The sequence below is a fragment of the Burkholderia ubonensis subsp. mesacidophila genome, assembly GCF_002097715.1.
GTDB classification, from domain to species: domain Bacteria; phylum Pseudomonadota; class Gammaproteobacteria; order Burkholderiales; family Burkholderiaceae; genus Burkholderia; species Burkholderia mesacidophila.
Map to the genome: position 1 here is coordinate 2,412,425 of NZ_CP020737.1, position 16,827 is coordinate 2,429,251.

General features: G+C 69.4%; 17 protein-coding genes. 1 reads left to right on the top strand and 16 read right to left on the bottom strand.

Features of this window, described 5'->3' with window-relative positions:
• Window positions 1-4: 4 nt before the first annotated feature.
• Both cysE and B7P44_RS11305 read right to left on the bottom strand, forming a co-directional pair.
• Window positions 5-778 (bottom strand): serine O-acetyltransferase, encoded by a 774-nt coding sequence (cysE, locus tag B7P44_RS11300; RefSeq protein WP_084903983.1) that lies wholly within the window; start codon window positions 776-778, stop codon window positions 5-7.
• Between the two features lie 173 nt (window positions 779-951).
• On the bottom strand, window positions 952-1,779 hold the full coding sequence (locus B7P44_RS11305; RefSeq protein ID WP_084906602.1) for an RNA methyltransferase: 828 nt from the start codon (window positions 1,777-1,779) through the stop codon (window positions 952-954).
• A 278-nt stretch (window positions 1,780-2,057) separates the two neighbouring features.
• Here B7P44_RS11305 and B7P44_RS11310 point away from each other — a divergent pair, with 278 nt between their 5' ends.
• Complete coding sequence (locus tag B7P44_RS11310) at window positions 2,058-2,861, top strand: inositol monophosphatase family protein (protein ID WP_059635962.1); 804 nt, start codon at window positions 2,058-2,060, stop codon at window positions 2,859-2,861.
• Window positions 2,862-3,008: 147 nt separating this feature from the next.
• Here B7P44_RS11310 and B7P44_RS11315 read toward each other — a convergent pair whose 3' ends face one another.
• The 14 genes from B7P44_RS11315 to B7P44_RS11375 all read right to left on the bottom strand — a co-directional run bounded on the left by B7P44_RS11315 (window position 3,009) and on the right by B7P44_RS11375 (window position 16,806).
• Window positions 3,009-4,238 (bottom strand): hypothetical protein, encoded by a 1,230-nt coding sequence (locus B7P44_RS11315; RefSeq protein WP_157721060.1) that lies wholly within the window; start codon window positions 4,236-4,238, stop codon window positions 3,009-3,011.
• A 30-nt stretch (window positions 4,239-4,268) separates the two neighbouring features.
• Window positions 4,269-4,904 (bottom strand): LysE family translocator, encoded by a 636-nt coding sequence (locus B7P44_RS11320; RefSeq protein WP_084903991.1) that lies wholly within the window; start codon window positions 4,902-4,904, stop codon window positions 4,269-4,271.
• A gap of 55 nt (window positions 4,905-4,959) precedes the next feature.
• Window positions 4,960-5,559 (bottom strand): formyltransferase family protein, encoded by a 600-nt coding sequence (locus B7P44_RS11325; protein ID WP_084903994.1) that lies wholly within the window; start codon window positions 5,557-5,559, stop codon window positions 4,960-4,962.
• Window positions 5,560-5,592: 33 nt separating this feature from the next.
• Window positions 5,593-6,822, bottom strand: a complete 1,230-nt coding sequence (locus B7P44_RS11330; RefSeq protein ID WP_084903997.1) for an amidohydrolase family protein — start codon at window positions 6,820-6,822, stop codon at window positions 5,593-5,595.
• The gene (locus tag B7P44_RS11335; RefSeq protein ID WP_084903999.1) at window positions 6,819-7,058 is read right to left on the bottom strand and encodes a hypothetical protein; all 240 of its coding nucleotides are present in this window, start codon (window positions 7,056-7,058) and stop codon (window positions 6,819-6,821) included. Before B7P44_RS11335 ends, B7P44_RS11330 begins: the two co-directional genes overlap by 4 nt.
• A 47-nt stretch (window positions 7,059-7,105) precedes the next feature.
• Entirely contained in the window at window positions 7,106-8,437 is a 1,332-nt protein-coding gene (locus tag B7P44_RS11340) for an aspartate aminotransferase family protein (protein ID WP_084904002.1), read from the bottom strand.
• A 25-nt stretch (window positions 8,438-8,462) separates the two neighbouring features.
• On the bottom strand, window positions 8,463-8,597 hold the full coding sequence (locus B7P44_RS37720; protein WP_265341379.1) for a hypothetical protein: 135 nt from the start codon (window positions 8,595-8,597) through the stop codon (window positions 8,463-8,465).
• A 21-nt stretch (window positions 8,598-8,618) separates the two neighbouring features.
• Window positions 8,619-10,460: a carbamoyltransferase family protein gene (locus tag B7P44_RS11345; RefSeq protein WP_084904004.1), complete on the bottom strand. Its 1,842-nt coding sequence runs from the start codon at window positions 10,458-10,460 to the stop codon at window positions 8,619-8,621.
• A gap of 63 nt (window positions 10,461-10,523) precedes the next feature.
• Window positions 10,524-11,204 carry a LysE family translocator gene (locus B7P44_RS11350; RefSeq protein ID WP_084904007.1) on the bottom strand — a complete coding sequence of 227 codons (681 nt, stop codon included), beginning with the start codon at window positions 11,202-11,204 and terminating at the stop codon, window positions 10,524-10,526.
• A gap of 16 nt (window positions 11,205-11,220) precedes the next feature.
• Complete coding sequence (locus B7P44_RS11355) at window positions 11,221-12,264, bottom strand: inosamine-phosphate amidinotransferase 1 (RefSeq protein WP_084906604.1); 1,044 nt, start codon at window positions 12,262-12,264, stop codon at window positions 11,221-11,223.
• A 35-nt stretch (window positions 12,265-12,299) separates the two neighbouring features.
• Window positions 12,300-14,468, bottom strand: a complete 2,169-nt coding sequence (locus B7P44_RS11360) for an iron-containing redox enzyme family protein (RefSeq protein WP_088511439.1) — start codon at window positions 14,466-14,468, stop codon at window positions 12,300-12,302.
• A 183-nt stretch (window positions 14,469-14,651) separates the two neighbouring features.
• Window positions 14,652-15,650 carry an SGNH/GDSL hydrolase family protein gene (locus B7P44_RS11365; RefSeq protein ID WP_084904010.1) on the bottom strand — a complete coding sequence of 333 codons (999 nt, stop codon included), beginning with the start codon at window positions 15,648-15,650 and terminating at the stop codon, window positions 14,652-14,654.
• Window positions 15,651-15,752: 102 nt separating this feature from the next.
• Window positions 15,753-16,049 carry a branched-chain amino acid transporter permease gene (locus B7P44_RS11370; RefSeq protein ID WP_157721061.1) on the bottom strand — a complete coding sequence of 99 codons (297 nt, stop codon included), beginning with the start codon at window positions 16,047-16,049 and terminating at the stop codon, window positions 15,753-15,755.
• A gap of 25 nt (window positions 16,050-16,074) precedes the next feature.
• On the bottom strand, window positions 16,075-16,806 hold the full coding sequence (locus B7P44_RS11375) for an AzlC family ABC transporter permease (RefSeq protein ID WP_205128699.1): 732 nt from the start codon (window positions 16,804-16,806) through the stop codon (window positions 16,075-16,077).
• Window positions 16,807-16,827 lie beyond the last annotated feature (21 nt).

A 16,827-nucleotide genomic window follows, 5' to 3' on the forward strand; every position in this document is an offset into this window, starting at 1 on the left:
CCGCTCAGGACTGGCGCTCGACCGCCTTGCCTTCCAGCACCGCCGACAGGCGGCGCAGGTCGAGGCGCGCCGCATCGGCGCCCTGCAGCGTTTCCAGATGCGCGCCGAGCCGCTCGAGCGCAGCGACGATCTCGTCCACGCGCCGGCTTTCCTTCGCCGCGTGATCGATCAGCCCGTGAATCGCGAGCGACATCGGATCGTCCGCATTCGGCGTGATGCCGTACGCGCAGAACGCCGCGCGCTCGGGTTGCGGCTTCGGCTGCGCCGGCATCACGACGCGCGCCGGGTTGCCGACCGCCGTGCCGCCCGCGGGCACCGGCTTCACGACCACCGCATTCGAGCCGATCTTCGCGCCCGCGCCGATCGTGAAACCGCCGAGCACTTTCGCGCCCGCGCCAACGATCACGCCAGCCTCCAGCGTCGGGTGACGCTTCGCGCCGCGCGTGAGCGACGTGCCGCCCAACGTCACGCCCTGGTAGATCGTGCAGTCGTCGCCGACGATCGCCGTCTCGCCGATCACGACGCCCATCCCGTGATCGATGAACACGCGCCGGCCGATCGTCGCGCCGGGGTGGATCTCGATGCCGGTCAGGAACCGGCCGACCTGCGACGCGAAACGCGCGACCCAGTAGCGCCGCGCGCGCCAGCACGCGTGCGCGAAGCGGTGCAGCGTCAGCGCATGCAGCCCCGGATAACAGGTCAGCACTTCCCAGGCACTGCGAGCGGCGGGGTCCCGCTCGCGAATCGTCGCAACGTCTTCGCGCAGTCTCGTGAACATGATCTGATCTGGGGAAAGGGCCGGCGCGCACCGCCGGCAATGGCCGGCTTTATCGCGCCGGCTGCTTTGTATATGACGTTCGGCGATTTTAGGGCGAGTCGCGCGCGTCCGCACGACGCCGAACATTTCCCCCGGCGCCGGCGCGGGTATTCGCGCCGCGGCCCCGCGGCGCGTCAGGCGTCGCCGTCCGGCGTGCGCGATTTCAGCAGGATGTGCTTCGCGATGCCGCGCAGGATGTTCACCTCCTCCCGCTCCAGCCCGGTGCGCGCAAACAGGCGCCGCAGCCGCGGCATCAGTTTCTTCGGATTGCGCGGATCGAGAAAATCGAGCGCGATCAGCGCGTTCTCAAGGTGCACGTACATCCGCTCGATCTCGTCGCTCTGCGCGAGCGTGCCGGCTTCCGGCTGCGGCAGCGGCAGCGGCGCGTTCGCGTGCTCGAGGAACGCGATCCGCAGCTCGTAGGCCAGCACCTGCACCGCCTGCGCAAGGTTGAGCGAGCTGTAGGCCGGGTTCGCCGGGATATGCGCGAGCACGCTGCACTGCTCGACGTGCTCGTTCGCGAGGCCGGTGCGCTCGTTGCCGAACACGAGCGCGATGTCGCCCGTGCCGACCTGCGCGCAGGCCTGCTCGGCGGCCGCGCGCGGCGCGAGCCGCGGCGGGCCGTACTCGCGCGAGCGCGCGGTCAGCGCGATCGACCAGTGGACGCCGGACAGCGCGTCGCCGAGCGTCGGCACGACGTGCGCGGACGCGAGCACGTCGTCCGCGCCGCTCGCCATCGCGATCGCCTCGGGGTCGCTCTGCACGTGCGGCACGCGCGGCGCGACGAGCACGAGCCGCGAGAAGCCCATCGTCTTCAGCGCGCGCGCGGCGGCGCCGACGTTGCCGGGATGGCTCGGCTCGACGAGCACGAAGCGGGTCGACGTAAAGCCGCCGCTCAGCGGCCCCGACGGCTGCGCCGCGCCGGATGCGGACGGCGCGACGATGTTCTGCAAGGTTTCCAGCACGGTACGACTCGATAATCAGAATGGCCGTATGGTATCGCTTACGCCCGGCCAAACCCACCTGTCCGGACGGCCAGTGGGGTTTCCCCGCACTTCCGTCGCCTAAACGGACCGAAAGTCGGGTAAAATCATGCCTTTACGCGCCGCCCAGGCGGCGCGGGTCGTGCCCGCTCTTTGTCAATTCGCGTCTCACCTCGCCCACGCGCGCCTGCGCCGTTGCGGGCGGGTTGTTCCACTTTCGTGGCGGCCTCCTGCCGCCGGCTACAGGATCCAGGCTCATGCATCCCATGCTCAACATTGCTGTCAAGGCTGCGCGCCGCGCCGGACAGATCATCAACCGCGCATCCCTCGATCTCGACCTGATCGAGATTCGCAAGAAGCAGCAGAACGACTTCGTCACCGAAGTGGACAAGGCCGCCGAAGACGCGATCATCGAGACGCTGAAGACCGCCTACCCCGATCACGCGATCCTCGCGGAAGAATCGGGCGAATCCGACAACGAATCCGAATTCCAGTGGATCATCGATCCGCTCGACGGCACGACCAACTTCATCCACGGCTTCCCGTACTACTGCGTATCGATCGCGCTCGCGCACAAGGGCGTCGTCACGCAGGCCGTCGTCTACGACCCCAATAAAAACGACCTGTTCACCGCCACGCGCGGCCGCGGCGCGTACCTGAACGACCGCCGCATCCGCGTCGGCCGCCGCGACCGCCTGGCGGATTCGCTGATCGGCACCGGCTTCCCGTTCCGCGAGAAGGACGGCCTCGACGCGTACGCGCGCCTGTTCACCGAGATGACGCAGGCCTGCACGGGCCTGCGCCGCCCGGGCGCCGCCGCGCTCGACCTCGCGAACGTCGCCGCCGGCCGCCTCGACGGCTTCTTCGAGCAGGGCATCAACGTGTGGGACATGGCGGCCGGCAGCCTGCTGATCACCGAGGCCGGCGGTCTCGTCGGCAACTACATGGGCGAAGCCGACTTCCTGCATCGTCATGAGATCGTCGCGGCGAACCCGAAGGTCTACGCGCAGATGATCCCGATCCTGAACCGCTACAGCCGCCTGCAACCGGCCGCGGAATAACCGCGCCCGCGCATCGCACACCGACGGCCCGAGTCCGCCCCGCGCGGCCCGGGCCGTTTTTCTTTCCGGGCCGCAGCAGGTTGAGCGATGTGGCCCTCCCGAGGGCAGGCTGCCGTTCGCACCGGGCCCGACGCGTTGCCCCGCCCGTCACTGCCCCACCGGAAACTGCCGGCAAAGCTCATGCACCTCGCCGCGCGCGCGCTCGACGATGTCGTCGCGCTGCGGCGCGTCGAGCACGTCGGCGATCAGGTGCGCGACGTACGCGGAATCCTCGGCCGTCAGTCCGCGCGCGGTCAGCGCCGCCGCGCCGACCCCGATTCCCGCGTCGACGGTCTGGTCCTCGTCCGGCCGGTAGATGCGATACCGGTCCGCGAGCACATGCGCGGACGCCAGCCGCTCGAGCGCGTCGGCCGCGCTGCCTCGCGGCGCGAGGCCGCCAACGACGATCTGCCCGGATTCGCGCGAATCGGTCATGAAGCCGCGCTCGACGAGCACTGCGGACATCGCATGGACGTTGTCGAGCATCCGCCGCTGGTACGCGCCAAACGGTTCGGCGAGCGCCTCGTGCAGCGCGACCGCCTTGGTCGCGAGCGCGACGAGATTGCCGTCGCCCGCGGCGCACGCGCGCTCGACGAGCGGCTCGAAGCGGGCCTGCGCGAGCACGAGCCCGCCGCGCGGCCCGCGCAGCGTGCCGTTCGTCGCCATCGACACGAAGTCCGCGCACGGCACGGGCGACTGCAGTATCCCGGCCGCGACGGGCCCCGCGAAGTGCGCGAGATCGACGGCGAAATACGCGCCCGCGTCGTGCGCGACGACCGCGAGCGGCGCCCAGTCGGCCGGCGCCCAGTCGGCGGTGACCGTCACGCGGACCATCCGCGGCTCGACCGTCCGCACGTGCCATGCGAGCGCGTCGCAATCGACATGGCCGCGCCCGTCGCCGATCCAGCAACCGACCAGCTGGTCGAGGTGCCCGAGCGCGTTCACGCGCGAGATCCGCAGCGTCGGCCGGCCGAGCGCGGCCGACACATCCAGCACCGCGTCGCCGCAACGCAGCGTCGCGTGCTGGACCACGACGCTCGCCTGCGAGCCGGACATCGGCAGCGCGTTCGCATACTCGGCGCCGAACAGCCGGCACGCGCGCCGGGTCGCGACTTGCTGCACGGTATCGACGACCGAGCGCGGGTCATCCGGCTCGCGCCCGTCCGCAGGCGTCGCGCGCCACGCGAGGCAGCCGGTCGCCGCGACGAACTGCGCCTCGAACACGGCCTCGCTCAGGTAATTGAGCGCGATCGTCAAGTGCAGGCAGTTGTCCTGGCGCGTCCGTTCGAGCCATAGCTGGAAAGCGATCGTCGGATCGCTGCTCTGAAGATGCCTCACGCGCCGCTCCGCGTCGATCCGCCGAAAGCGCTACGCAAGCGAGCGGATGAAGCCCGCCGCGAGCACGCAGTAGAACAGCCCGCAGAAGAGACCGAAGGGCTTGCGCGTGCGCGTGAAGAACGGCCCCGCGGAATGCGTCGAAAACGCGAGCGCATACGTCGTGAACACGACGAAGCCGAGCATCGCGCAACCGGCGACGAGCACGAAGCTCGTCCACGCCGGCGAGTTCGCCGACAGCCCGAGCGTCGTCACGGTCAGCCACGTCAGAATCGCCTTCGGGTTGGTCAGGTGGATGCCGAGCCCCTGCAGATAGAACACCGCCAGGCTGCCGCGCCGCGCCTGCGCGCCGGCCTTCAGCGGATCGCGCGACGAGTACGCGGTGCGCACCGCCTTGTACGCGAGCCACAGCAGGTAGCAGGCGCCGAGGATCTTGAGCCACGTGAGCAGCGGCCGGTACGACAGCAGCATCGCGGACACGCCGGCCGCCGCCGTCACGCCCCAACAGAGCGAGCCGGAGATCACGCCGGCCGCCATCGCCAGGCCGGGCGTGCGTCCGTAGTTGAGCGACGCGTTGGCGATCGACAGGTTGCCCGGACCCGGCGTCGCCGTGCCGATCAGGTAGACGGCGAACGCGACGCCGAAGTTGGAGAAGTGAGCGAGATTCATCTGGATATCCTGTGCCGGTCCGGGCGCGCGGCCGCCTCGCCGCGCGCCGCCATGCTTATCTGAAACAACGGTGATCGGGTTCTTCCTGCCGGATCTTGTCCATCCATCCCTGCAGCTCGCCCTGCCGGTACAGGCGCTCGCCCCAGCGCTCGGTCGACTGCGGCAGCGGCCGGTCGGGCAGGATGTAGTCCGTGACGAGTTCGATGAACTGCTGCAGGCAATACGCGCCGACGTGCAGCCGGAGCGACGACGCGGTCTCCGCCTGCGCGATGTTGAAGCGCGCGACGTTGACGATCTGCCCGCTGTCCACCGACGGCGCGAGGTGGTGGCAGGTCGAGCCGTAGGTCTCGTCGCCGTAGTAGATCGCGTAGTGCTGGCTGCCGAGCCCGCGATACTTCGGCGGCGCCGGATGGAAGTTGATCGCGCCCTTGCGCGCCTGCGCGTAGATCTCCTTCGGGAAGATGAAGTCGCCCCGGTACGAGATGATCCAGTCGCCTTCCCAGTCATGCAGGTGATGCGGATACGGATCGCCCGGATCCCAGCAGAACACCTCGAGGTTCGAGAACACGGTCTTCGCAAATTCGACGCCCAGGTCGCACCAGTTCATCGTGCAGACAGACAGCAGGACCTTGTCCCGGCACGGTTCGTTCGACATCGGACACCCTCCCTCAAACGGTGGAAAAAACAATCAGCGCGCGAAGCGGATCGCGAAATCGCCGGCGGACGGCTCGCCGCGCGCATGCGCGGCGGGCAACCGCGCACCGGCCGCCCACTCGCCGTCGACGAGCACGGCGGCCGGGCGCGCGTGCGCGACCAGCTCGAGAAACGCCGCGGCGTCGAACGCGGCCGGGCGTTCGCGCGCAGCGGGCGGCCGGTCGTACAGCAGCAGGTCGGCGCGCTGGCCGGTGGCGACGCGGCCGGCGTCGGCCAGCCCGAGCGCACGCGCGCCCTTCCACGTCAGGATGTCGACCAGCTCGGCCGCCGCGTCCCGCGCGCGCCACGCGGCCCGTGCGGCCCGGCGTTCGTGGCGCCGCGCGTCGAGCCAGGCATCGAAGCCGGCGTCGGTGGCCGGCCACGCAAGCGCGGCGATCTCGCCGCCCTGCGTCGGCGTGGCGCCGACGACGTGCGCGCCGCTCGCGCGCAACAGGCTGCGCTCGTGGCTCCCGAGCGGCGCGGCCGGATACGCGAGCAGATGCGCATCGAGCGCGTCGAGGCTGCGCAGCAACGCAACGCCGGAGCACCCGTACGCGTCGCGAAACTGCGTCGCGTATGCGCCGCCGCCGTCGATGCGCACCGCGAAGCGGCGCCTGCGCCGGCGCGCCACCTCATGCAGGGCGAGCACGAGGCGCGGCGACGCCGCGAGCTGCGAACCGATCGCCGGCGCGACGATCACGCGCGCGCAGGCTTCCTCGGCAGCCTGCGCCGCGCGTACGTATTCGAGCAGGCTGCCGTCGACACTGCGGATCGCCGGGCCGTCGTCCGGCCCGACCCAGCGGTCGGCAAGCGCCGCGAACAGCACGACGCGCGCACCGATCCGCGCCGCACGCGGGATGTCGCTCGCGGCGTCGGCCGTGAAGCAGCCGGCCAGCGTGACGCCGCGCGCCAGCGAACGCGACAGCGCATCGCCCGGCAGCGCGTCCGCCCCCGCGCCATCCGGCGCGGAGAACACGCCGGCAAGCCCTGGCGCGCACAGCAGCCCGCTCGCGTCGACCCGCCGCGGCGCGCGCGAGGCGCCCGCCGGCACGACCGCGACGATCTCGCCCGCCGCGATCTCGACGTCCGCCTGGCGCAGCACGTGGTCGCGGCTATCGAACACGAGCGTGTTGACGAGCGCCCACGCGTCGTCCGCGCGCCGTGCCGGCGCAACGCGCGGCAACGCGCGGGCCGGCGTGACGATCAACGGTTCGGCATGCATCATGCGCCCTCCGTCCCGGCGAGCGTCAGCAGGACGCGCAGCCGGCACGCGCCGTCGCCGCCCCGCGCGAGCAGGTCGACGACGCGCGGCAGCACGTCGCGCATCCGCCGTGCGCCGCTCGCCGGATAGCACACGTAGCAGCGCCGATTCGAGTAGAACAGGTAGCCGTGTGACGGCAGGCGCTCGAAATCCGCGTGCTCCAGCACCCATCCGTCCAGTTCATCCGCTTGCAGTTTCATCGCGTCGTCTCCCGTTGGGCGCGCGAACCCTCCGTGCAGACCGCGCCTCATGCCGGTTGCGCGGCCGCGCACGCATGCACGACGCTCGCGAAGCGCTCGACCATCTCGTCGATGTCACGCTCGGTCGCGATGAAGGGCGGCGCGAACAGCACGTGATTGCCGCGCACGCCGTCCGCCGTCCCGGACCCCGGGTAGATCAGCAGGCCGCGCTCGAGCGCCTCGCGCTTCAGCCGCGCGGCGAACGCGCCACCGCCGCTGAACGGCGCCTTCGTCGTGCGGTCGTCGACGAACTCGACGCCGACGAACAGCCCCCTGCCGCGCACGTCGCCGACGCTCTCGACGTCGGCGAACCGTTCGCGCAGCCGCGCGCGCAGTTGCTCGCCGCGCGAGCGCACCGCGTCGAGCAGCTGCTCCTCCTCGATCGTGCGCTGCACTTCCAGCGCGACCGCGCAGGCGAACGGATGGTTCACATGGGTCTGGCCGTTGCCGAGCACGCCGGTGCCGTGCGCGATCGCGTCGTGGATCGCCGCGTTCGTCAGCACCGCCGCGATCGGCTGGTAGCCCGCCGCCAGCCCTTTGCCGACCGCGACGAGGTCCGGCACGATGCCGTCGTCGAGATACGCGAAGAGCGGCCCCGTGCGGCCCATGCCGGCCATCACCTCGTCGAGCAGCAGCAGCACGTCGTGCCGGTCGCATACCTCGCGGATCTTCTTCAGATAGCCCGGCACCGCCGGAACCGCGCCGTTCGTGGAGCCGACCACCGTCTCCGCGACGAACGCGCAGACGTTCTCCGCGCCGAGCGCGCGGATCTTGTCGTCGAGCTCGCGGGCGAGACGCGTCGTGTACGCGTCGTCGCTCTCGTCCGCGCGCTGGTGGCGGTACGCGTAGCACGGCGACACGAACTCGGCGGGCGGCAGCAGCGGCTCGAACACCGAGCGCCGCTGCGGATTGCCGGACACCGCGAGGGTGCCGAGCGTGCTGCCGTGATAGCCCTGGCGGCGCGCGATGAACGTCTGCTTCGACGCCTTGCCGCGCTCGCACTGGTACTGGTACGCGATCTTCATCGCGAGCTCCATCACCTCCGAGCCGCCGGACAGGAACTGCGCCTTCGCGAGCCCGTTCGACGCGGCGACGAGCCGCTCGGCCAGCTCCTCGGCGGCGGGCGTCGTGAAGCTGCCCGCGTGCGCCCACGCGATCTTGCGCGCCTCGCGCTCCATCGCCGCGACGATGCGCGGATGCGCGTGCCCGAGACTCGACACCGCGACGCCGCCGCAAGTGTCGAGATAGCGCTTGCCGGCGGCGTCCTCGATCCAGACGCCCGCGCCGCCCGTCGCGACGATCGGCGCGGCATTCAGGTTCTTGTAGATGACTGCTGACATGTGCGTTGTTCCGTGACGTGCGTGATCAGGTGCGGTCCCACGACGTGGGCGCGCGATGGAAACCCGGGCTGAAGCGCGAGTGGTTGCCGATCCGGCGCAGCCACCCGATCGGCACGAGCACGAGCAGGTAAAGCAGAAAGGACAGGGTCTTGAGCAGCATGGTCGTCTCCTTGGGCTGGCGTCAGTCGAGCGGAATCGCCTCGCGCCAGTCGGTCTCTTCTTCGAACGCCGGCTGGTCCGCGCGCACGAGCACGTGCGAGCCGAGCACCAGCACGTCCATCTCGGTACGCATGAAGCACGCGTACGCCTCCTCCGGCCGGCACACGATCGGCTCGCCGCGCACGTTGAACGACGTGTTGACGAGCACCGGGCAGCCGGTGCGGCGCTTGAACGCGCGCAACAGGCGCGCGAACGCGGGATTGCTCTCGTCGGTCACCGTCTGCACGCGCGCCGACAGGTCCACGTGCGTGATCGCGGGCAGCGTCGAGCGCACGTCGTTGATGCTGCCGAGCCCGCGATTCGGTCCACCCGGGCTGCGCGACTGTTCGGTCTTGATCGCGTCCGCGACCTCGGACACGATCAGCATGTACGGGCTCTCCTCGCGGATGTCGAAGTAGCGCGTCGCATCCTCGAGCAGCACGGCAGGCGCGAACGGCCGGAACGATTCGCGGTGCTTGATCTTGAGGTTCATCTTGCGCTGCATGGTCGTGTCGCGCGGATCGCCGATGATCGATCGCGCGCCCAGCGCGCGCGGCCCGAATTCCATGCGGTCCTGGAACCAGCCGACCACCGCGCCGTCCGCGAGATGACGCGCGACCTCGTCGAACAGCGCGTCCCCTTCAAGGCGCGTGTAGCGATAGCCTTGGCCGTCGAGGAAGGCGGCGATCTCGTCGTCGTCGAAGCGCGGGCCGAGCAGCGCGCCGCTCATCGCGTCCGCACGACCGCTGCCGACGTGCGGCCGGCCGTCGAGCTTCGCGGCGACGTCCATCGCTGCGCCGAGCGCGCAGCCGGCATCGCCGGCGGCGGGCTGGATCCACAGCGCGTCGAATTCGCCCGAGCGGCTCAGCACGCCGTTCGCGACGCAGTTGAGCGCGACGCCGCCCGCGAGGCACAGGTTGCGCTCGCCGGCCTGCTCAACGGCGGCGCGCGCGAGCCCGAGCACCACCTCCTCGGTCACCTTCTGCACCGATGCCGCCAGATCGCAGTCGCGCTGAGAAATCGGGCTCTCGGGCCGGCGGATCGGCGCGCCGAACAGCCGCTCGAACGCCTCGCCGACCATCCGCTCGCCCTTCAGGTATTCGAAGTAGCGCATGTTCAGCGTGAACGAGCCGTCGGGGCGGATGTTGATCAGCTCGTCGCGGATCGTGTCCGCGTAGATCGGGTCGCCATACGGCGCGAGGCCCATCAGCTTGTATTCGCCGGAATCGACCTTGAAGCCGCAGTAGTACGTGAACGCCGAATAGAACAGCCCGACCGAGTGCGGATACGAGATCGAATTCAGCAGGCGCAGCGACGTGCCGTCGCCGCGCCACACGGTCGTCGAGTGCCATTCGCCGATGCCGTCGATGCACAGCACGGCTGCGCGCTCGAACGGCGACGGGAGGAACGCCGCCGCCGCGTGCGAGCGGTGATGCTGCGATGCGATCACCTTCGGCGCATGTCCGAGACCGAGCTGCGCGATCTCCTGGTCGACATGCTCGAGCACGCGGCGCTTCCAGCGCAGCCACTCGGGGATCGTGCGCGCGAACGCGCGCGCGCCGCCCGTGCCCGCGCTCGCGAACGACGACATGACGCGCGAGAACTTCTCCTTCGGGTCCTCGTAGTAGACGATCGCCGTCAGGTCGTCTAGACGGATGCCCGCCGCGTCGAGACAGTAGCGGATCGCATTCGCGGGAAACGCCGAATCGTGGCGCACCCGCGTGAAGCGCTCCTCCTGGGCGGCCGCGATAGGCACGCCGTCCCGGATCAGCGCGGCTGCGCTGTCGTGATAAAACGCCGAGATGCCGAGTATGTGGTTGGCCATGTCGAAGTGACTGTCGGATTGTCGGTTGTTTGACTTGGAAATGCGCGGGCGCGGCGGGCGGCGCTACGACAGACGGTCGTGCGCCGCCGCGACATGCCCGGCGACGGGCCGGTCCGGCGCGTGGGCGGCCGCGTCGCCGCGTCCCTTCGCGACGAGGCCGTGCAGCGCCGGCACCAGCGAGACAACAAGCAGCACGCTCATCGCGACGTTGAACGCGCGCAGCGCGCGCGGCTTCGCCAGGTAGCGCCGCAGGAACGTCCCGAAGAACACCCACACCATCGAGCAGGGCGAGCCGAACACGCAGAACAGCAGCGCGATCACGAGCACGTCGAACGCATACGTGCCCGAGGTCGACGCATACGTCAGCACCGCACCGACGGCCATCACCCACGCCTTCGGGTTCACCCACTGGAACAGCGCCGCGGGCATCACGCCGAGCGGCGCCCCCGCCTTCGCGTCGAAGTCGACGGTCGGCGCGGTCGCGATGCGGTACGCGAGATACAGCATGTAGACCGCGCCGACGACCTGCAGCACGTCGTGCAGCGACGGATAGCGATGGAACACCGCGCCCGCGCCGAGCCCGACCGCGATCAGCATCAGCGGAAAGCCGACGTTGATCCCGATCACGTGGCGCATCGTCCGCGCGGTGCCGAAGTTCACGCCGGACGACATCAGCATCACGTTGTTCGGACCGGGCGTCACGCAGGTCGAGATCACGAACAGGATGATCGACAGGTAATCCATCGCGATGCGGCTCCGTTCAGCGATAGTCTTCGAGGCCGCCGCGCCGGCGGATGTCCACCGACACGCAGTGGAACCCGCCGCTCAGGCTGCGCGCATGGCGCATGCCCAGCGGCGCGACGTCGACGCGATGCTTCTCCAGCGCGCGGATCAGCGGCAGCTGCCGATCGTTCACGACCGCGAGCGACGGGTTGACCATGATGAAATTCATCCCCTGCCAGATCGACGCGCGCGGATACGACCAGCAATAGCCCGTGTCGACCATCTCCGGACACCAGATCACCTCCCAGTTGCGGAAGATCTCCGGCACCTGCGCGCGCGCGATCCGCTCGGGATTCAGCACGACGAGACCGGGCCGCACGAGCGTGATCGTCGTGTCGATGTGCGTGCCGTCGTACAGCCCCTCGATCGCGTGCACGCGGTAGCCGTCGCCGAGCGTGCGCTGCAGCCATTCGAGGCCGAGGCGATTGCCGCTCCTCGACACGAGGTACAGGATGTCGCGGCCCATCCGGATCACGTTCGCCGCGTCGAACACCGGCTCGAGGTTCGCGAGGATCCGGCCGTCGGCCGGATTCGCACGGTACGTCGCGTCGCGCAGGCGCGGACGCGGCGCCGCGATCCACTGCGCGCCGCTCGCGAAATAGTCGAGCAGGTGCGAGCGGTACGCGTGCGACTCGAAATAGCGGCTGCGCAGCGCCATCGGCGCCTCGATGATCGTGTCGCCGATCGGCAGCAGCACGTCGCGCGGACAGTAGTTGTATTCGCCGTCCGTGCGCCAGTCGGGCGTGCCGAACGTAGCCGTATGATCGGTCGGCTCCGGGCGGCGCACCGTCACCCCTTGCCCGCGCAGGAATTCGGCGAACGCGTCGAGGTCTTCCGCCGCCTCCGCGAGCACCTGGTCCGGATACGGGCCCGAAGGAATCTCGTCGGCGCGCGCGTGATGCTCGGCATAGTCGAGCGCGTAGAGGCCCGGATCGGGGCGCGGCACCTGCGCGCCGTCCGCGATCCCGACGATCATCTCCTCCAGCGGGTCCCATTCGTTGTGTACGTTGACAAGTGACATCACACGGCCTCGATGATTGTCGGTCGGCAGTCCGCTCATGCGGGCCGCGCAACCGGGGCATGGTGAAACAGGTCCGACGCGGACGACGCGGCGCCCGCGGCCGGCGCGACGCGGGTCCAGCGCCGCACGCCGAGCTTGCCGAGCCATCGCTCCCGACGATCCGGCAACGGCGCGAGCGACTCGTAGCCGACCCGGATCCGTTCCCAGCTCGCAGACGTCGCGCCCGCGCCCTGCGCCGCCGCCTGGCGCATGTACGCGTCGATCGCGTCGACCGCCCACGCGGAATGGCCGGTCGACACGTTGTCGATCGTGTTGTGGAGATCGACGAACTCGGTGCCGAAGCCATAGTGGCGCAGGAAGCGCCGCGCGCTGCGATAGCTGCCGCCGACCCCCGACAGCTCCATCGCGAGGTTCATCCCGAGGATCTCCGGCATGAACGTGCGCGGCAGCTTGCCGAGGCACAGCCAGTAGACCGGCAGGCGAAACGCCTCGTCGCGAAAGCGCGGGTCGTGCGCGAATGCGCGGCTGCCGGTCGGCGGCAGTTCGATGCCCATCTCGCGCAGCCCGTCGCGATAGATCTTCGGGTGGTTCAGCGCATAGAGGCCGTTGCCGAGCTCGTCCCAGTAGGTCTGGAACAGCGCGAAGCCGACCTGCGACGCGGCGAGCCGCCAGTCGCTGAACCCCTGCAGCCACGAGCCGTCGATCAGCGTGAGCGGCGCGAGCTGCAGCGTCGAATCGACGACTTCCTCGCGCGACGGCAGGTTGGCCGGATCGCTCTGCTCGAATTCGAGCCCGTGCCGATCGTGCTGGTCGAGCAGCCACGCGCGCAATGCGCCCGCGCGCCACGTCGCGGGCAGCCCGCGGTTGGCGCGGCGCAACGAGCGCGCGGCGCGCGCCAGCCAGTCGCGCGCATAGCGCTCGGCGAGCTGCCGCGTGCGCGGCGCGAGCGCCCGCCCCTGCAGCACGAAATACAGCTCGCGCAGGCTCGGCGGCGCGCTGCCGAGCGTCGCGTCGTCGACGGCCAGCGACAGCGCCGGTTCCGGTTCGGTTGTCGCCGCGCGCGGTTCGGCGGCAACCGCCGCCGGCGCCCCGGCCAGCGAATCGATCCAGCGACGGATGATCGCGAGGTCGTCGTCGCTGAACACGCGGAACATCCGGCCGCCCGGGCCGATCAGCGTCGTCACGAGCGGGCTGAGCTCCGCGCGGCCCGGCACGACGAGGCGGCTCTTCGCGAGCGTGTCGACAAGCGGCTCCGGATCGCGCAGCGCATCCTTGAACCAGTCGGACAGCACGCGCCCGCCGAGCTTGTATTCGTGGTGATAGACCATCGCCTCGCGGGCGCGCTGCTGCATCAGCCGCGCCATCGCGAGCCGCGGCGACGCCATGCGTGCGGCCGCGCCCTCGACGAACGCGTCCCACGCGCGCAGCGCGTCGAACGTCCATGCGAGCATGCGCTCGATGCGCTCGCGCGCCGCCGTGTCGTGCGCCGCATACTGCTCGACCACCCAGCGCGATTGCGCGGGCGCGTCGAGCCCGTCCACGCGGCCGACGGGCGTGCGCAGGTCGAGCGCCCGCACGTCGAGCGCGCGCTCCGGCGCGTCGCCGAGCGCCGCCCAGCACGGCGCGAGGCCGAGCGAGCGGAACGCGAGATCGGCCGCCGCGAGCTCGGGGCCGAACGCGTCGGCGCGACGGCTCATCGCGAGCAGCAGCGCGGGCAGGCGGAACGCTTCGTCATCGATCGAGGCGACCGTCGACAGCTCGAACGGCTCGAGCGCGACATCGGCGAGCGCGGCGTCGCGCAACAGCGCCTTGAAGCGGTCGTAGCGCGATGCCTCCGGCCGGCCGACGCCGACTTCGCCGGCATGAAGCGCCATGATGCGCAGATGCGCGTCGTCCTCGAACACGCCGGGCGCGCTCATGCCTTGCAGCCATGCGCCCAGCACCGACGCCAGCGGCGCCGATTGCACGAGGATCGCGCCGGCGAACGCCGCGTCGCCCGCCGAGCGATGCGCGTCGTCCGCGAGCCGCTGCCATGCGTCGCGTCGCGCGTCGCGCCACGCGGCAATCTCATCGGCCAGCGCGGACCAGTCTCGCGCCGGCCGGCTTGGTTCGACGGCGCCCGTTCCCACGAGCCGCGCGCGAATGCGCCGGTCGTCGAGAAAGGCTTCCGGATCGGTCGCCAGTCGATATGCCTCTCGCCACATGTCGGGCCTCTCGAGGGTGCAGGAATCCGGGCGGCTGCCCGTGCAGCCGCCTGCTCGTCACGCCCAGGGCGTGCGGGAATCAGAACATCGGGTAGATCGACGAATCGGCCTTCTTCTTTTTCTTGCCGAACAGTTGACCGAGCCGGGAGAAGAGTCGCTTGAACAGATTCATGGCCTGATCCTTCAGATGACGTCGAGAATGAGCTTCGAAACGAAGTCATGCCCCTGGTCGGTGAAATGGATGCGGTCGACGAACAGCCACTGATCGGGCTTCAGCGCCTCCGCGATGAACGGGGTGAGGTTGACGAATTTCACGCCGAGCTTCGATGCGCCGTCGCCCAGTTTTGCCGCGTACGCGTTGCACGCGTCGCGCGTCAGGATGTCGCCGTACACGTCGCTGAAGCGGCCCGCGCGATCGAGCTCCGCGAACAGCGCCTCCTCCTGCGCGCACCCCTTCGGGCGAATCCATCCCGCCAGCGGCTGCAGGATGAACGTGAGCTTTGCGCCAAGGTCCGCCGCGAGCGCACGCCACGCGTCCAGATGACGCAGCGTGAGATCCGCCGCGTAATCGATCTGCGCGTCGAGCGACGGCGGCGGCTCGACCGGCTCCTCCACGTCGCCGCGGCCGAGCAGCGACCAGCCCTTGCGCCGGCCGGCCGATTCGGGGCGGAACGCGTCGAAGAACTGGTTGCAGTTGAAGAACGCACCATGCTCGAGACGGTTCTGGCTCGGCTGCCGCGCGAGCCCCAGGTTGTTGAAGCCGGAGAACAGCACGATTTCCTCGACCTTCGGCAGCAGGTGGCGGTACAGCGTGAACAGGATCAGCTCCTGCGTGGAGTTGAAGCTGCGCCCGCCGAAGTTCAGCCACGGCGCGCCGCGCCGGTCGTTCTCCGACAGCCGCGACGACAGCGTCCAGCGATCGGCGCTCGCGCCGATGCCGAACACCGTCGAGCTGCCGGCGAGCAGCCGCGCGGAATGGACGCCCGCGTGATCCGCCACCGAGTAGCGGACGCCGCCGCGCTCCGAGTAGCGGAACCCGCTCGCGTCGGTGTTGACGACCGGCGAGCGGTGCTCCGCAGGATGGAAGTACATCAGATACGGCAACCAACGGACCTCGCCACCGTCCGTGAACTTCTTCTCGTAATCCGCCATTTGCGGCGTCAATTCCGCGCGTGCATTCATTGGCGCTCTCTCAGGTTTAGTACTTCTTATTTTCTCACTCACGGCCCATAATCAATTAAATCCGGATGCAATGCAAATGATTTTTATACGGATTGACTTCAATCAATTTGCGACGATGCAATTCACCGCAAATATGTAAGACGCGAGCCCGACGCCGATCGCCAACAGCGAATTCCTGGATTTCCAGTAAATCAGCACGGACAACGCAAGCGCCGCCAGGTCCGGCAGGCCGTACGGATAGCGGGTCAAGTCCTTGTCCTTCAGCGTATAAAGCACGAGCAGGATCATGACGCCCGGCGGCATGCGCTCGCCGAGATAGCGGAGATACCCGTTGTTTTCGAGCCGTTTCATCAGCAGAATCGGCGCATAGCGCAAACCGATCGTGACAACGGAAATCATGATGATTACCGACAGCGCACGCCAATCACTCGTCATTGCCTTTACTTCCAAAAATATAAAGCGCGGTCAATATCGCGAGATAAACCAGCAGACCGGCGAACAGGAACGATTCGCGGTAAAGCCATTTCTCGCTCGCGAATGCGGCGGCGCTCGCGAGCGCCGCGACGCCAATCAGGAGCGCCGTGCCCTTGGTGCGCACCGCGTCGACCGCGAGGATCACGAACATCGACGTCAGCGCAAAGCCGAAGCCCTTGACGCTGCTCGGGATCGCGAGGCCCGTCAGCGAGCCGAGCAGCGCGCCGCCCACCCACCACACATGGCTGATGAGCTGCAGCGCGGTGATCTGGAAGCCGTTCAGCTTCGCGCCCTCGCCCGCCGACGTGATCGCGTACGTCTCGTCGGTCAGCGCGAACACGCCGTACACCCGCTGCAGAACGGTGCGCAGCCGCGCGTAAGGAAACGACAGTCCGTAGAACACGTGGCGGAAATTGACGATCAGCGCGGTCAGCGCGACCTGCGGCAGCGCCATCCCGGAGACCATCAGGCTCACCGCCAGAAACTCGATCGAGCCCGCGAAAATCATCAACGCGGACAGCGGCGCCCAATACCACGGCACCCCGCTCGTCACGAGGAACACGCCGAACGCGACCCCGAGCGGCACGTACGCCATCGCCACCGGAATCGACAGGCGGAAGGATTGATAGAGCTGCTCCGACTTCGGCAGCGCCATCACGAACGGCTTCGATTCGACACTCACGCTTGCTGATTCCCCATCGTT

Excerpts from the sequence above, each read along its gene's own strand:
- B7P44_RS11310 (WP_059635962.1), top strand. The coding sequence starts at position 2,058 with ATGCATCCCATGCTCAACATTGCTGTCAAGGCTGCGCGCCGCGCCGGA.
- B7P44_RS11330 (WP_084903997.1), bottom strand. The coding sequence starts at position 6,822 with ATGATGCATGCCGAACCGTTGATCGTCACGCCGGCCCGCGCGTTGCCG.
- B7P44_RS11370 (WP_157721061.1), bottom strand. The coding sequence starts at position 16,049 with ATGATTTCCGTTGTCACGATCGGTTTGCGCTATGCGCCGATTCTGCTG.
- B7P44_RS11325 (WP_084903994.1), bottom strand. The coding sequence starts at position 5,559 with ATGTCGAACGAACCGTGCCGGGACAAGGTCCTGCTGTCTGTCTGCACG.
- B7P44_RS11365 (WP_084904010.1), bottom strand. The coding sequence starts at position 15,650 with ATGAATGCACGCGCGGAATTGACGCCGCAAATGGCGGATTACGAGAAG.
- cysE (WP_084903983.1), bottom strand. The coding sequence starts at position 778 with ATGTTCACGAGACTGCGCGAAGACGTTGCGACGATTCGCGAGCGGGAC.
- B7P44_RS11340 (WP_084904002.1), bottom strand. The coding sequence starts at position 8,437 with ATGTCAGCAGTCATCTACAAGAACCTGAATGCCGCGCCGATCGTCGCG.
- B7P44_RS37720 (WP_265341379.1), bottom strand. The coding sequence starts at position 8,597 with ATGCTGCTCAAGACCCTGTCCTTTCTGCTTTACCTGCTCGTGCTCGTG.
- B7P44_RS11345 (WP_084904004.1), bottom strand. The coding sequence starts at position 10,460 with ATGGCCAACCACATACTCGGCATCTCGGCGTTTTATCACGACAGCGCA.
- B7P44_RS11355 (WP_084906604.1), bottom strand. The coding sequence starts at position 12,264 with ATGTCACTTGTCAACGTACACAACGAATGGGACCCGCTGGAGGAGATG.
- B7P44_RS11350 (WP_084904007.1), bottom strand. The coding sequence starts at position 11,204 with ATGGATTACCTGTCGATCATCCTGTTCGTGATCTCGACCTGCGTGACG.
- B7P44_RS11335 (WP_084903999.1), bottom strand. The coding sequence starts at position 7,058 with ATGAAACTGCAAGCGGATGAACTGGACGGATGGGTGCTGGAGCACGCG.
- B7P44_RS11360 (WP_088511439.1), bottom strand. The coding sequence starts at position 14,468 with ATGTGGCGAGAGGCATATCGACTGGCGACCGATCCGGAAGCCTTTCTC.
- B7P44_RS11320 (WP_084903991.1), bottom strand. The coding sequence starts at position 4,904 with ATGAATCTCGCTCACTTCTCCAACTTCGGCGTCGCGTTCGCCGTCTAC.